Genomic DNA, 13,803 nt, shown 5'->3' on the forward strand with positions numbered 1-13,803 from the left:
CCGGATGCGGCGGGGCTTACTCGCCCGACGCGGCCTCGTCGCGCTGCTCCTTCTTGACCTTCGCGCGCTCGCGGAAGTAATGCCACAGCGTGACGGCGGCCGTGAGCGCCACGACGCCGATGAGGATCACGTCGATGTACTCGGTCACGATGTGCGCGACCCAGGGGATGTAGCCCACGACGTAACCGATCATCGTGAGGCCGAAGCCCCAGAGGATCGCGCCGATCAGGTTGTAGAGGCTGTACTTGCGCCACGGCATGTGACCGACGCCGGCAGCCACGGGTGCGAAGGTGCGCACGATCGGCACGAACCGGGCGACGATGACGGTCAGCCCGCCGAAGCGCTCGAAGAACGCATTGGTGCGCTCCACGTTCTTCTTGCTGAACAGACCCGACTCTTTGCGCTCGAAGATCGCGGGCCCGCCCTTGTGGCCGATGAGGTAGCCCACCTCGCCGCCGACGAAGGCCGCGAGACCGATCAGCAGGGCCACGATCCAGACGTTGATGCCGAAGACGCCGTTGGGTGCCACATCCGAAGAGTGCGAGAGCAGTCCCGAGATGATGAGCAGCGTGTCGCCGGGCAGCAGGAAGCCGATGAGCAGTCCCGTCTCTGCGAACACGATGAAGCAGACCACGGCGAGAGCCCACGGGCCGGCCGCCGCGATGATCGTCTCGGGGGAGAGCCAGGGGATGAGGGCGATGGAGTGCACGGGCGTCCCGTCGATCGGATGTCAGGATGCGGGGCGCGGGTGACACGCCCCCGTCCCCGTGCGGAAGGTGGGACTTGAACCCACACGCTCGAAAGCACAGGAACCTAAATCCTGCGTGTCTGCCAATTTCACCACTCCCGCGGGTGGGGACAGTCTATCCAGCGCGCTTCGGATCACCTGTGCGTCGCCGCGGATGACGGCGACGTACAGGTCGCGTCAGGACGCGGAGACCTCGCTGACCGCCGTCTCGATGAGATCCGCCACCTCGGTGGGGTGGCTCTGCATGGCGAGGTGGGGTGCGGGAAGCTCCACGATGCCGCGAAGGTCGGCACGCGTGTAGCCGAAGCGCTCGACCTCGGGATTGATCGTGTGGTCCTCGCTGGAGACGATGCCCCATGCCGGCTTCGTCTTCCATGCGGCGAAGGTGGCGGGCTCGGAGAACGCCGCCGCCGACAGCGGCCGCTGCGACACGGCGAGCACCTGAGTGCGCGCGAGGTCCACACCGGCGGCGAAGACCTCGGGGAACGCGTCGATCGCCACGGAGACGTCGGTGCCGGGCTCGTCGCTGCCGGGCACCGGGTACGGCGTGTAGACCAGGTTCGCGGCGAGTTCGGAGTCGGGGAACCCGCCCTGCAGCTGCCCGAGGCTCTCGCCGACCTCGAGCACGTAGCCCGAGACGTAGACGAGTGCGACGACGTTCGAAGCCTCGCCGGCGACGGTGATGACCGCTCCGCCGTACGAGTGCCCGGCGAGCACGACGTCGCCGTCGATGGTCTCGACGAACGCCTTGATGGATGCGGCGTCTTCGCCGAGGCTGCGGTTGTAGACGGGGGGAACGCGCACGTCGTAGCCGCGGTCGAGCAGCTCACGGGTGACGGGCGCCCAGCTGGCGGCGTCGGCGAACGCGCCGTGCACCAGGACGATGGTGGGTGTGGCCACGGGACAACTCCTTGCTTCTGGGGTGGATGGTGCGGCCGACGCTACGGCGCCGCGACCGCCGCATCTTGCTCGTCCGCGAGCAATGCCGTTCGACAAACTCGGCACACGCCGGCGCCCGGCGGGAGCGCTCCCGGAAATCGAAGCTGACATCTGGCGGGAGTGAGCGCTAACATTCGGAGAGCCGACGTCGCCGTCGGTCACAGCAAAGACGCTCCCCGAAAGGACCGTAGCCCGTGCCCACGTTGCACCAGGCGGCCCCCCCACGCCGCCGATCAATCCGGACGCTCGCCGTTCCCGTCCTCGCGGCACTGGTCGCCGCACCACTCGTCAGCCCGTTGATCGCTCACGCCGACACCCCCACCGGTCTCATCGCGCACTACGCGCTGAACGAGACGAGCGGCACGGTGGCGGTGGACTCGTCGGGCAACGCGCGCAACGCCGCCTATGTGGGCTCGCCGACGCTGACGGGCGCGGATGGTGTGCGCCTGGACGGCTCCGACGACTACGTGAAGCTACCCAACGACCTGCTGCGAGGGCTGTCCTCGGTGACGGTCAGCGCCCAGGTGCTCGTGCGCTCGGAGATGAGCGGCAACCACTTCGTGTGGAACTTCGGCAACACGACGAACGGCATCGGCGACGGCTACCTGTTCGCCACCTCGACGCCGTACCGTGCCGCCGTCGGTATCGGCAACTGGAGCACGGAGCAGGGTCCCAACAGCGGCAGCAACGTACCTCGTGACGTGTGGAAGACGCTCACCTACACGCTGGACGACGCGACCGACACGTCGCGCATCTACCTGGACGGCGTGCAGGTCGCCGTCAACACGCAGACGACGACGAAGCCGGGCGACATCGGCCAGGGAACGACGACGGCCAACTACATCGGCCGCTCCGCGTACAACGCCGACCGCCTGCTCGCCGGCAGCGTCCGCGACTTCCGACTGTACGACCGCGCGCTGAGCGCGAACGAGGTGGGCGACCTGGTCTACGTCCCGCCCGTGCCGGGTGAGTCCGAGGCCGTGGATGCGGCGCTCGCCGCCCTCTCCGTGCCCAACGCCGACGACATCCGCGGCAACATCACGCTCCCTGGCTTCTCGAAGGGCCTCGACGTCTCGTGGTCGTCATCGAACCCAGGCGTCGTCGGAACGGACGGCGTCGTCACCCGCGGCTCGAGCGATCAGGCGGTGACCGTCACCGCCAGCGTCACCAAGGGCAACACCACCCTCACGCGCGACATCGCGCTGACGGTGCGCGCCGCGGTCGAGCTGGCGCCGTTCGAGGGATACACGTTCGCCTACTTCACCGGCAACTCGGTGCAGGGCGAAAACATCTACTTCGCGGCCAGCAACGGCAACAACGCGCTGTCGTGGACCGAGCTCAACAACGGCAACTACACGCTCACCTCGAACTACGGCGAGAAGGGTCTGCGCGATCCGTTCCTCATCCGCTCGCCCGAGGGCGACACGTTCTATCTGATCGCGACCGACCTCTCGATCGGCCGCGACGGCAACTGGGACCGCTCGCAGCGCACCGGCTCGAAGTACATCGAGGTGTGGGAGTCGCACGACCTCATCACCTGGAGCGAGCAGCGCCACGTGAAGGTCTCGCCCGACACCGCCGGCAACACGTGGGCGCCCGAGGCGTACTACGACGAGTCGATCGGCGAGTACGTCGTGTTCTGGGCCTCCAAGCTCTACGCGGAGAACGACGTCAACCACACCGGCAACACCTACAACCGGATGCTGTACGCCACCACGCGCGACTTCGTCACCTTCAGCGACACCAAGATCTGGCAGGACGACGGCCTCTCGCGCATCGACTCGACCGTCATCAAGGCGGATGGTGTCTACCACCGCTTCACGAAGGATGAGGGCGCCGGCGGCACGGGCTGCAGCGACATCATCCAGGAGCGTTCGACCGACCTGCGCGCGCCGCTGTCGGGCTGGACGATGGAGGACTCGTGCATCGGCCGCGACGCCGGAACCGGTGCGGTCGAAGGACCGTCGGTGTTCAAGGCGAACCCGGGCGACGTGAACGGCGAGAAGTACTACCTGTTCGTCGACGAGTACGGCGGCCGCGGGTACATCCCGCTCGCCACCGACGACATCGCGAACCCGGACTGGAAGGTGCCGGCGAACTACCGTCTGCCCGCCAGCCCTCGCCACGGCACGGTGGTGCCGGTGACGGCGGCGGAGCTCACGGCCCTGCGCGCCAACCTGCCGCAGCCGATCACGGCCAACGAGGACGGCGAGGTCGTGCGTTACGACTTCACCGACGGCTCGGGCACCACGCTGCACGACCGTTCGGGTGCCGGGCGCGACGCCACCATCCAGGGCGGAGCGACGTTCTCGAACGGAGCCCTGACCTTCGACGGCTCGAACGATTACGTCGACCTGCCCGACAACCTGCTGGCTGGGCTCACGGACATCACCGTCGAGACGCGCGTCAAGATCGATGCGGCGCAGCGCAACCCTTACTTCCTGTACGCCTTCGGCAACACGGGCGGCGACGGCAAGGGCAACGGCTATCTGTTCTCGACCGGCAACGACACGTATCGTGCCGCCCTGACGACCGGCAACTGGACGGGCGAGCGCAACGCCACATCCGCATCCGCCCTGCCGCGCGGTGAATGGGCGCACCTCGTGTACACGCTGAGCGGCAACACCGCGCGGCTGTACCTCAACGGTGTGCAGGTCGCCCAGAACGACGACGTGACGGTGGACCCCGGCGACATCGGGGGAGGCCGCACGCTCGCCAACTACATCGGCAAGTCGGTCTACAACGACGACAACCTCTTCCGCGGACAGGTGAGCGACTTCGTGCTCTACAACCGGGCGCTGTCGCCGGGTGAGGTCGTGGAGCGCTCGGGCAACACCGAGGTGCTCGGCGGCGTGAGCCTCGCCGACCCGTCGGTGCTGAAGATGGCGCCGATCGTGGATGTGGCCAACCGCACGGTGACCTTCCCGGTCAACCGCGGCACGGACCTCACCAAGCTCCGCCCCGTCTACGCGACGGCGGAGGGTGTGACCACCTCGCCCGCATCCGGGTCGGTGCGCAACCTCACCGCACCGGTGACCGTGACGCTGTCGCGGGAGGGTGCGGACAACGTCGTGTGGACGCTCAAGGCGGTCGAGGTGAAGACCCCCGTGCTGCCGGGCCTGTACGCCGATCCGAACATCGCGGTGTTCGGCGACACGTACTACATCTACGCGACGAGCGACGGCGTTCCCGGATGGGGCGGCAACACGTTCTACGTCTGGAAGTCCAAGAACCTCGTGGACTGGACGCGGGCGGCCGAGCCCTTCCTGACGCTCGACGGCGCGAACGGAAACGTGCCGTGGGCGACGGGCAACGCGTGGGCGCCGACGATCATCGAGAAGGGCGGCAAGTACTACTTCTACTTCAGTGGTCACGAGCCGAACGCCAACCGCAAGATGATCGGCGTCGCGGTCGCCGACAGCCCCGAGGGCCCGTTCACGGCCCAGGATCTGCCGATGATCCGCAACGACGAGAGCGTCACGAGCGGGCAGGCCATCGACCCGGCCGCGTTCCACGACCCGGTCTCGGGCAAGTACTACCTGTTCTGGGGCAACGGCAGCCCGCTCTACGGCGAGCTATCGGACGACATGACCAGCATCGTGCCCGGCACGATCAAGCGGATCTCGGGCCTGCCGGAGTTCCGCGAGGGCCTGTTCATGAACTACCGCGACGGGCTGTACCACCTGACGTACTCGATCGATGACACGGGTTCGCCGAACTATCGCGTCGGCTACGCCACGTCGACGAGTGTGGACGGACCGTGGACCTACCGCGGCATCCTGCTGCAGAAGGACACCACGCAGGGCATCCTCGGCCCGGCGCACAGCTCGATCATCAACGTTCCGGGCACGGACGACTGGTACATCGCGTACCACCGGTTCGCGATCCCCGGCGGTGACGGCACGCACCGTGAGACGACGATCGACCGCATCCAGATCGGTTCCGACGGGCTGTTCCAGCCGGTGGTTCCGACCCTCACCGGTGTGGAGCCGCGCATGGTGCCCGGCACGGGGCCTGACCCGGAGCCCAGCGAGTCGCCGTCGCCGGAGCCGAGCGGCTCGGCCTCGCCCGACCCCAGCGGTTCGCCGTCGCCCGACCCCAGCGGCTCGCCGTCGCCGGAGCCGAGCGGTTCCCCGTCGCCGCAGCCCAGCGGATCCGCGTCGCCGGAGCCGAGCGCTCCCGGTGTCTCGGTATCGACGTCGACCGTCGAGCGCGGAGGCATCGTGAAGGTCACCGTGACCGGTCTCGCTCCCGGCGAGCAGGTCACGGCGGAGCTGCGCAGCGATCCCATCCGGATCGCGGGCATCCCCGCGGCCGACTCGACCGGCACAGTGGTGTTCGACGTGCAGATCCCCGCGGATCTGCCCGCCGGCATCCACACGATCGTGGTGTTCGGTGCCGACGGGTCGGAGATCGCTCGTCAGTTGATCACGGTGGTTCCGGCCGGGCAGCTCGCCGTCACCGGCGCGCAGGGGCCCTTGGGTGCCGCGCTCATCGGTGCGCTGCTGATCGTGGCCGGCGGCATGGCGTGGTTCCTGCGCCGTCCGCGTCGCCGGGTGGTCTGATCGTTCGCTGAACCATCGAGGCCGGCACGGTATGCCTTTCGAGGCATATCGTGCCGGCCTCGGTGTTTGGTCCGACAGTCGACCGTTTCTGTGCGGCGGCTGTGGATAACTCCAGCGCGCGGGGGCGTGTCCCGTTCAGGATGCTGCGCATGTCACCGTCGTCCGCTCTCCGCGATGCGATGCCCGCCGAGGCCACGCTGGCCGAACGGGTGCGTGCGCGGCTGCGTGCCGACGGGATCGACCCGACGCGGGACCCCGAGGCGGGGGAGCGGCTGGCTCGGGCGGAGGTGCGTCGGCACAACGATGCGGCGCTCGCTCGGGGCGCGGCGACGCTCGACGATGAGGACGCATCCGTTCGCGGTGTGCTCGCAACCGTCGCGGGTTACGGGCCCCTGCAGCCGCTGCTCGACGACCCGGAGGTTGAAGAGGTCTGGATCAACGCACCCGACCGGGTGTTCGTCGCTCGCGAGGGTCGCTCCGAGCGGACCGGTGTCGTGCTCACCGAGGCGCAGGTGAGGGAGCTCGTCGAGCGCATGTTGCACGCGACCGGGCGGCGTGTCGATCTGAGTCAGCCGTTCGTCGACGCGTCGCTGCCCGACGGCAGCCGGCTGCACGTCGTGATCGGCGGCATCACTCGCAAGCACTGGGCCGTCAACATCCGTAAGTTTCTGCCGCGCTACCGGAGGCTGGCTCAGCTCGTCGCCACGGGCACCTTGCCGCCTCACGTGGCCGAGCGGCTGAGCCGGGCGATGCGCCAGGGCGACAGCATCCTGGTGTCGGGTGCGACGCACGCGGGCAAGACGACGATGTTGGCGGCGCTGATCGCCGAATGCGCGCCCCAGCAGCGCATCATCACGGTCGAGGAGACGTTCGAGCTCGCCGTCGACGCGCACGACATCGTGGCGCTGCAGGGACGGCAGCCGAGTCTCGAGGGCACGGGCGAGGTCACGCTGCGCCGGCTCGTGAAGGAAGCGCTCCGGATGCGGCCGGATCGCCTCATCATCGGTGAGGTGCGCGACGCGGAGGCGCTCGATCTGCTGCTCGCACTGAACACGGGCGTCCCGGGTGCCGCCACCATCCATGCGAACTCGGCGCGAGACGCGCTCGTGAAGCTCGCGTCACTTCCGCTGCTGGCGGGACGCAACATCGATCGCGACTTCGTCGTGCCGGCCATCGCGTCCAGCATCGACCTCGTCGTGCACTGCGCCCAGGATGCCCGGGGCGCGCGGCATGTCGTCGAAGTGATGCAGACGACGGGCGACGTCATGGATGGCGTGGTCGATGTCGTCCCCGTGTACGAGGCGGTCCGATGACGATCCTGCTCGGTGCGCTCCTCGGCGCCGGAATCCTCCTGATGCTCGCGCCTCGCTTGTGGCCCGCGAGCGCGAGGACGGACCACCCCGCGCCGCGGAGATCTCGGGGCGCGGTACTCCTGGCGGAAGCGGGCTTCGCGCACCTGCCCCTCAGCGTTCTGATTCTCGCCTCTGCCGCCGGCGCGGTCCTCGCGGCAGCGGTCGCCTGGCTGCTCACCCAGGTGCCGGCGTTCGCCCTGCTCGCCGCGCTCGCGGGGGCGGCGGCGCCCGTGTTGTGGCTCCGCGGCCGAGCGCGTCGGCTCCTCAAGATCAGACGGGGGCTCTGGCCCGATGTCTGCGACCTGCTCATCGCGTCCGTGCGGGCTGGCTTCGCGCTGCCGGACGCGCTCGCCTCGCTGCAGACCTCCGCACCCACGCACCTGCGACCCGCCTTCGCGGGCTTCGCGCGCGACCTCGCGGCATCCGGTCACTTCGAGACGAGCCTCGATCGCTTGAAGGTGGCGCTGTCCGATCCGGTGGCCGACCGCATCCTGGAGACCCTGCGGATGGCGCGCCAGGTGGGTGGAACCGAGCTGGTGCCCGTCCTGCGGTCATTGTCGAGCGCTGTGCGCGCGGATGCGGCGGTGCGCGCCGAAGTGGACGCGCGGCAGTCGTGGGTGCGGGGCGCGGCGGTACTGGGGCTCGTCGCACCGTGGGTGATCCTGGTGCTGCTGGCGCTCCGGCCGGAAGGCTCCGCCGCCTATTCGAGCCCCGAGGGCGTCGTGCTGATCGTCGTCGGCGCGTTCGTCTCTGTCGCCGCGTTCCGGATGATGCTGGCGGTCGGCCGACTGCCCGAGCCGCGGAGGTGGTTCGGATGACCCCTGCCGGTGTCACCCAGGTCGCTCTCGCGGTGCTTCTCGGCGGAGCGCTGGGTGCCGGAATCTCCCTGATTCTCTGGGCGACGCCGCGGTGGCGCGCGGTCTCGCTCGGGCGCCGCATCGCACCGTACCTGCGCGACGTCGCCGATCCGCGCGGATTGACACCGCTCCACGCGCCCGTGCGCGACGCAGGGGAGAAGCTGGTGCGCCGGCTGGGAGCTCGCGTGGGTGGCGCGGCCGATCTCGAGGTACGGCTCCGCCGCGCGGGTTGGGGGATGGATGCGGCGGCCTTCCGCGCGCGCCAACTCACCTGGGCGGTCGTGGGACTCTTCGCCGGCGCGGTCCTGGTCGTCGCCCTCGTCGTCGCCGGATCCTTCGCCCCCGCGGTCGGCGTGCTCCCGCTGCTGGGAGCCGCCGCCGGAGCGATCGGGTACGACCTGCGTCTCGGCGCGGCCGTCCGGGCGCGTGCGGCGCGGGCAGCGGAGGAGCTGCCCACCATCCTGGAGTTCCTCGCCCTGTGTCTGGCCGCCGGAGAGAGCGCGTTCGACGCGATCCGACGCGTCTCAGCGGTCGGCTCCGGCGAGATCGTGACGGAGTTGCGCCGCGCGGTGCTGGATGTCGGCACGGGGTCGTCGCTGAGCGACGCACTCGCCTCCGTCGGGCGCGCGATCGACACACCTGCCGTCGCCCGCAGCATCGACCAGATCGTCGCGGCCATCGACCGAGGGGCACCGCTCGCGCAGGTTCTCCAGGCTCAGGCGGCCGACGCGCGCGAGGACGCAAAGCGCGTGCTCATCGAGAAGGCCGGCCGCAAAGAGATCTACATGCTGCTGCCGCTCGTTTTCCTCATCCTGCCGCTCAGCGTGCTCATCGCTGTCTTTCCCGGCATCGTCCTGCTGCGGCTGGGGTTGTGATGACCCCCGTCCGGCCCCTCGTGCTCATGAAGGAGGGCACCATGTTCGACAGATCACCCATGCGCCGCCTGCGCACCGCCTGGGGAAACCTCCTCGCCGACGAACGCGGCGACGTTCCCGGCTGGGTTCTCATCACGTTGATGACCGCCGGGCTCGTGGTCGTGATCTGGGCGCTCGCCGGTCCGGCGCTCGCGGATCTGTTCACCCAGGCGATCGACCGCGTCAGCGGGTTCTGAGCGATGGCCGGCCGGCATCCGCTGCTCGACGACGAGGGTTCCGCCCCGGTCGAGTTCGTGCTGGTCGGTGCCATCCTGACCTTCCTGACCCTCGCCGTGCTCCAGTTGGGCTTCGCCGTCTACATCCGGAACGTCGTGCACGATGCGGCGGTCGAGGGGGCGTATCACGCGGCACTGGCGGATACGAGCCTGGCGGATGGGGTCGCGCGCACCGAAGCCGTCGTCTCTCGGGTTGTGGGGGATGCCTATCCTGTCGACGTCGAGGCCGCGGAGACCGACCGCTTCGGTTATCCCGCGACGGAGATCACGGTGCGGGCGACGTTGCCGGTCGCGGGCCTGTGGGGCGTGCCTGAGGCATTGGAGGTGACCGCTCATGCGCCGAACGAGAGCTTCGACTGAGCCCAGGTCGCTCCTGGAGGATGACGAGGGCAACGCATCGCTCGAGTTCATCGTGGCCGGCCTCATCCTGCTCGCGCCGCTCGTCTACCTGATCGTCGCGCTCGGCGCCATCCAGTCGCAGGCGCTCGGAGTGGAGGCGGCAGCCCGCCATGTCGCTCGTGCTGTCTCGACCGCGGCGAACGCGGAGGATGCGGCCGCCCGCGCCGACCTGGTGCTGGCGGCCGTCGCGGACGAGTACGGCATCGATCCGGATGCGGTCACCCTTCGCTGGGAGTGCGCGCCGGCCGGCGTGGCGTGCCCGTCCGCGGGAGCGACGCTGCTCCTGAGCGTCAGCGCGGACGTACCCCTTCCCTTGGTGCCGCCGGTGCTCGGCCTCGACCAGCTCGCATCCGTGCCAGTCGAGGCGAGCGCAGCACAGAAGGTGTCGCGACTCTGGGGGACGACGCCGTGAAGCGCACCGTGCTCGACGACGAGGGCAGCATCCTGCCCCTCGTGATCGGCTACGCCGTGCTCGCGCTCGCCGCGGTGTTCGTGTGCGTGTCAGCGACGAGTCTCTATCTCGCGCAGAAGCGCCTGGATGGAGTGGCGGATGCGGCAGCCCTCGCCGGAGCTGATGGCTTCACGCTGTTGGTGCTCGACGGCTCACCGCGCGCCGAGCTGAGTGCGGACGGCGTGCGCGAGCAGGCGGAGGCGCTGGTGGCGTTCTCGGGTGACGCGACGCTGGTGTCGGCGACGACGCCCGACGGTGTCTCGGCGCAGGTGACGGTGGTGGGTGTCTGGCATCCGCCGCTCGTGTCGATGTTCGTCCCCGAGGGTGTCGCGCTCGAGGCGACCGCCACGAGTCGCACGGCGCTGCGGTAGCGCTGCTCACACCGCGTCGGGGGAGGTGAGCGCGGCGAGCTCTCGCCTGATACGGTGCGATCGAGCCCGCCCAAGGCGTATCTACCCGGTAAGGGTGCGCCCAGCCCGCAGTCCGGTGAGGGTGGCCGCCCGTTCGAGCCGGGCCGGGTCCGGGGAACTCACGGCACTGCGGGTGCTGTCGGGGTTCCCGCGCGAGGAGTCCATCCGCAACCCGCATGCGCACGAGGGCCGTGACATATCCGGCGGGGCTGTCGTGCTGACTCACACGAGATCTCAGCCCAGAGTTGGCGCGGGTGCATCTTCTCCGCCATCATTCGGGCATGAGCCTGAACTTCAGTCACCTCGTCGTGCTGCTCATCGTTCTTGTTGTGGCGGCCGCGGTGATCACACTGTTTGTGTCCGCGCTTCTCAGCATCGCAAAGTCGCAGACGACCGGCACCGAGAAAGCGGTCTGGATTCTGATCACCCTCTTGTTCCCGGTCGCCGGCCCACTCATTTGGTTCTTCGTGGGAAACAACGCGGGCCGAAAAGCGCAGCCCCCGGCGCCTCCGTCCGCCTCGTAGGTGGGTTCCCGGCTGGGCCCTCATCGCCTCGATGACCGCGGCTTCCGAAGCGGAACGCGCGCGACGTCGCGCCTCGTTCATAGTTCCGAGGCGAGGATGACGCGCTCGAAGCGAGTACGTTGACGCGGATGCAGTCGCATCTCAGACCGCGTCGGGGGAGGTGAGTGCGATGACCGTGCCGGGCTCAAGCCATGACGGGTGCCGGTCGCCCGGGATCGTCGGCGCCACGAATCTCACACGCTCCGGAGCCCACCCCGGTGTCACGACGCTCCCGATCAGCGCATAGCCCCGCGGATCGACGAGCCGGAGCGCCTTCGTGGTGCCGGCGGGGCACACCACCATCGGCTGTTCGCCCGCATCCACATCCGTGCCGAGCACCTGCCGCTCGATGACTCCCGCGTCCGTGGCCAGGAGATACTCGACCGGTCCGCCCTCGATGAGCACGTGAATGTCGTCGGATGCGAGCCGGTGCCAGTAGTTGACCGGGCGCTCGGCATCGAGCAGGTAGTAGATCGAGTTGTGCGCGGCCAGTGTGTCCTTGCCCTCCGCCACCGGGAGGTCGGAGCGGGAGCGCGGTGCCCACCATCCGGACTCCACGGGCAGCGGCTCGAGCTGCAGCGCGCGTCGCCAGTACTCGGCGCGGGAGGGGGCGTCGGGCGTCATCCCTCGAGGATGGCAGATGCCCGCGCGGCACGGGTCGCCGCTGTCAGTGACACGACGATCGTCGCGACGAACACGGCCACCACGATGACGGCGAACACGACGGCTGTCACACCGCTGAGCAGGAGCGCGCCCGCGCTCGCCGCAGCGCTCGCCGCGAAACCCACCCATGCCCAGCGCGCGGCGGCGCGGTGCCCCGCAGTCCAGGCGGCGGACGAGCGCAGCGTGGACCGGGTGCGGATGCCGGCGAGGCGGTTCTTGCCCAGCACGCCACGGGCGGCGAGCTGGGTGAGCACGGCCGAGACGAGGAGGAGGGCGGGGAACACGATCACGCCGGTCATGCCCTCAGCCTAGCGAATTGTTCCACTAACATTGCGAACATGTTGTTCCGCGTCGATCACGCCTCCTCGGTGTCGCTCTCCGATCAGATCGCCCTGCAAGTGCGGGCCGGCATCGTCTCGGGCGAGCTGACACCGGGGGAGCGCCTGCCCGCGGCACGTGACCTGGCGACCGCCCTGCACGTGAACATGCACACGGTGCTGCGCGCGTACGGGCGCCTCCGCGAGGAGGGCATCATCGAGATGCGTCAGGGCCGCGGCGCGTGGGTGCGCCCGGAGGCGAGCCAGGCGCTCGTGCGGATCACCGAGCTCGCCGGGCAGCTCGCCGCAGAGGCGCGCAAGATCGGTCTGAGCCCGCAGGAGATCCTCCGGCTCATGGAGTCGTCATGACGGCGCGGCTTCGCTGGACGGTCGCGCTCACCGCGATGTGGATCCCCGCGGTGGCGATCGCCGCCACGGGTCTCCTGTGGCGCGACGTGCTGCCCGAGCGCATCGCCTCGCACTGGTCCGACCTGGGGGCGGCGGACGGCGACGCGCCCACTGTGGTGGTGCTCGTCGTCGCACTCATCGTTGCGGGCGGCGTCGCGATCGCCGCCACCGCGATCGTGACCCTCGGACGGCGGACCGCGCGCACCACGCACATGAGCATGTTCTGGCTCGGCGTGCCCGCCGCGCTCGCGGCCGCGTGCTGGCTCGTGCCCGCCTGGCTGACCCTGCGCGCGGGATCGGCCGAGGACGCCGTGCTCGGCATCTGGATCATCCCGCTGCTGCTCTGCATCCTGTACGGCGTCGTTCCCTATGCGCTGGCGCCGCGGCCAGGGGCGATCGAGGCGCCGGTCGCGCAGACGATGCCTCTCGCACCGAGCGAGGTCGGCGCGTGGAGCCGCACCCTCACGGCGAACATCTTCGTCTACGCCACGCTCGTGGTCGCGACCATCGCCGTCGTCGTCATCGTCCCGCTGGTGTCCTCGGGGTCGCTCGGCTCGGCCTGGTTCGCACCGGTCATTCTGCTCGGCGCCACCGTGGTGCTCGCCTCCTTCACCCGCATCCGCGTGAGCGCGGACTGGCGCGGCCTGCGCGTCGTGTCGCTTCTGCTGCGCATTCCGCTGAAGCGCATCCCGCTGGACCGCATCCGCCGCGCTGAAGCGGCACACCTGACGCCCGGCGAGTGGGGAGGGTGGGGCTATCGCATCATGGCCGGTCGCTCCGCGCTGGTGCTGCGCAGCGGTCCGGGGCTCGTCGTCACGAGCACGGACGGCACGCAGTTCGCGATCAGTCTCGCGGATGCCGACAACCCCGCCCGGCTGCTGAATACGCTGCGCGGGCAGCAGGTCGGTGTGGACTCATCGGCTTAGCCCGGTCGCCGCACCGTTCATGGCTTGACCCCGCCGCAACGTCATCGTCGTGACT

General features: G+C 69.6%; 15 protein-coding genes and 1 tRNA gene. 11 read left to right on the plus strand and 5 right to left on the minus strand.

Features of this window, described 5'->3' with window-relative positions; genetic code table 11:
- Positions 1 to 16 precede the first annotated feature (16 nt).
- The 3 genes from SK224_RS07065 to SK224_RS07075 all read right to left on the minus strand — a co-directional run bounded on the left by SK224_RS07065 (position 17) and on the right by SK224_RS07075 (position 1,648).
- Positions 17 to 709 (minus strand): DedA family protein, encoded by a 693-nt coding sequence (locus SK224_RS07065; RefSeq protein ID WP_320434040.1) that lies wholly within the window; start codon positions 707 to 709, stop codon positions 17 to 19.
- Positions 710 to 768: 59 nt separating this feature from the next.
- A tRNA-Leu gene (locus SK224_RS07070) sits at positions 769 to 850 on the minus strand.
- 75 nt (positions 851 to 925) lie between these two features.
- Positions 926 to 1,648, minus strand: a complete 723-nt coding sequence (locus SK224_RS07075; protein WP_320434041.1) for an alpha/beta hydrolase — start codon at positions 1,646 to 1,648, stop codon at positions 926 to 928.
- A 233-nt stretch (positions 1,649 to 1,881) separates the two neighbouring features.
- Between SK224_RS07075 and SK224_RS07080 the strand changes: the two genes are divergently transcribed.
- The 9 genes from SK224_RS07080 (at position 1,882) to SK224_RS07120 (ending at position 11,395) form a co-directional block, all read left to right on the plus strand.
- Entirely contained in the window at positions 1,882 to 6,252 is a 4,371-nt protein-coding gene (locus tag SK224_RS07080) for a family 43 glycosylhydrolase (RefSeq protein ID WP_320434042.1), read from the plus strand.
- Between the two features lie 149 nt (positions 6,253 to 6,401).
- Positions 6,402 to 7,565: a CpaF family protein gene (locus tag SK224_RS07085; protein WP_320434043.1), complete on the plus strand. Its 1,164-nt coding sequence runs from the start codon at positions 6,402 to 6,404 to the stop codon at positions 7,563 to 7,565.
- Positions 7,562 to 8,422, plus strand: a complete 861-nt coding sequence (locus tag SK224_RS07090) for a type II secretion system F family protein (RefSeq protein WP_320434044.1) — start codon at positions 7,562 to 7,564, stop codon at positions 8,420 to 8,422. The genes SK224_RS07085 and SK224_RS07090 overlap by 4 nt, the downstream gene beginning before the upstream one ends.
- Positions 8,419 to 9,336, plus strand: coding sequence for a type II secretion system F family protein (locus SK224_RS07095; protein ID WP_320434045.1), 918 nt, complete (start codon positions 8,419 to 8,421; stop codon positions 9,334 to 9,336). The genes SK224_RS07090 and SK224_RS07095 overlap by 4 nt, the downstream gene beginning before the upstream one ends.
- A gap of 41 nt (positions 9,337 to 9,377) precedes the next feature.
- Positions 9,378 to 9,572, plus strand: coding sequence for a hypothetical protein (locus SK224_RS07100; RefSeq protein ID WP_320434755.1), 195 nt, complete (start codon positions 9,378 to 9,380; stop codon positions 9,570 to 9,572).
- Between the two features lie 3 nt (positions 9,573 to 9,575).
- Complete coding sequence (locus tag SK224_RS07105) at positions 9,576 to 9,971, plus strand: TadE family protein (protein ID WP_320434046.1); 396 nt, start codon at positions 9,576 to 9,578, stop codon at positions 9,969 to 9,971.
- A complete protein-coding gene (locus SK224_RS07110) occupies positions 9,946 to 10,422 on the plus strand; it encodes a TadE family protein (RefSeq protein ID WP_320434047.1) in 477 nt (158 codons plus the stop codon). Before SK224_RS07105 ends, SK224_RS07110 begins: the two co-directional genes overlap by 26 nt.
- A complete protein-coding gene (locus SK224_RS07115; RefSeq protein WP_320434048.1) occupies positions 10,419 to 10,832 on the plus strand; it encodes a pilus assembly protein TadG-related protein in 414 nt (137 codons plus the stop codon). Before SK224_RS07110 ends, SK224_RS07115 begins: the two co-directional genes overlap by 4 nt.
- A gap of 320 nt (positions 10,833 to 11,152) precedes the next feature.
- The gene (locus SK224_RS07120; RefSeq protein ID WP_320434049.1) at positions 11,153 to 11,395 is read left to right on the plus strand and encodes a PLD nuclease N-terminal domain-containing protein; all 243 of its coding nucleotides are present in this window, start codon (positions 11,153 to 11,155) and stop codon (positions 11,393 to 11,395) included.
- A 141-nt stretch (positions 11,396 to 11,536) separates the two neighbouring features.
- Here SK224_RS07120 and SK224_RS07125 read toward each other — a convergent pair whose 3' ends face one another.
- Entirely contained in the window at positions 11,537 to 12,058 is a 522-nt protein-coding gene (locus tag SK224_RS07125; protein WP_320434050.1) for a cupin domain-containing protein, read from the minus strand.
- A complete protein-coding gene (locus tag SK224_RS07130) occupies positions 12,055 to 12,396 on the minus strand; it encodes an SdpI family protein (RefSeq protein ID WP_320434051.1) in 342 nt (113 codons plus the stop codon). The genes SK224_RS07125 and SK224_RS07130 overlap by 4 nt, the downstream gene beginning before the upstream one ends.
- Before the next feature lie 39 nt (positions 12,397 to 12,435).
- On the opposite strand from SK224_RS07130, the gene SK224_RS07135 reads away from it, so the two are divergent.
- The gene (locus SK224_RS07135; RefSeq protein ID WP_320434052.1) at positions 12,436 to 12,783 is read left to right on the plus strand and encodes a GntR family transcriptional regulator; all 348 of its coding nucleotides are present in this window, start codon (positions 12,436 to 12,438) and stop codon (positions 12,781 to 12,783) included.
- Positions 12,780 to 13,748, plus strand: coding sequence for a hypothetical protein (locus tag SK224_RS07140; protein ID WP_320434053.1), 969 nt, complete (start codon positions 12,780 to 12,782; stop codon positions 13,746 to 13,748). The genes SK224_RS07135 and SK224_RS07140 overlap by 4 nt, the downstream gene beginning before the upstream one ends.
- The last annotated feature ends 55 nt before the right edge of the window (positions 13,749 to 13,803 follow it).

This window comes from Microbacterium sp. BG28 (assembly GCF_034044005.1).
In the GTDB taxonomy this organism is placed as follows: Bacteria; Actinomycetota; Actinomycetes; order Actinomycetales; family Microbacteriaceae; genus Microbacterium.

Coding starts and splice junctions, on each gene's coding strand:
- SK224_RS07120 (WP_320434049.1), top strand. CDS start 11,153: ATGAGCCTGAACTTCAGTCACCTCGTCGTGCTGCTCATCGTTCTTGTT.
- SK224_RS07130 (WP_320434051.1), bottom strand. CDS start 12,396: ATGACCGGCGTGATCGTGTTCCCCGCCCTCCTCCTCGTCTCGGCCGTG.
- SK224_RS07135 (WP_320434052.1), top strand. CDS start 12,436: ATGTTGTTCCGCGTCGATCACGCCTCCTCGGTGTCGCTCTCCGATCAG.
- SK224_RS07105 (WP_320434046.1), top strand. CDS start 9,576: ATGGCCGGCCGGCATCCGCTGCTCGACGACGAGGGTTCCGCCCCGGTC.
- SK224_RS07100 (WP_320434755.1), top strand. CDS start 9,378: ATGTTCGACAGATCACCCATGCGCCGCCTGCGCACCGCCTGGGGAAAC.
- SK224_RS07125 (WP_320434050.1), bottom strand. CDS start 12,058: ATGACGCCCGACGCCCCCTCCCGCGCCGAGTACTGGCGACGCGCGCTG.
- SK224_RS07085 (WP_320434043.1), top strand. CDS start 6,402: ATGTCACCGTCGTCCGCTCTCCGCGATGCGATGCCCGCCGAGGCCACG.
- SK224_RS07090 (WP_320434044.1), top strand. CDS start 7,562: ATGACGATCCTGCTCGGTGCGCTCCTCGGCGCCGGAATCCTCCTGATG.
- SK224_RS07140 (WP_320434053.1), top strand. CDS start 12,780: ATGACGGCGCGGCTTCGCTGGACGGTCGCGCTCACCGCGATGTGGATC.
- SK224_RS07110 (WP_320434047.1), top strand. CDS start 9,946: ATGCGCCGAACGAGAGCTTCGACTGAGCCCAGGTCGCTCCTGGAGGAT.
- SK224_RS07095 (WP_320434045.1), top strand. CDS start 8,419: ATGACCCCTGCCGGTGTCACCCAGGTCGCTCTCGCGGTGCTTCTCGGC.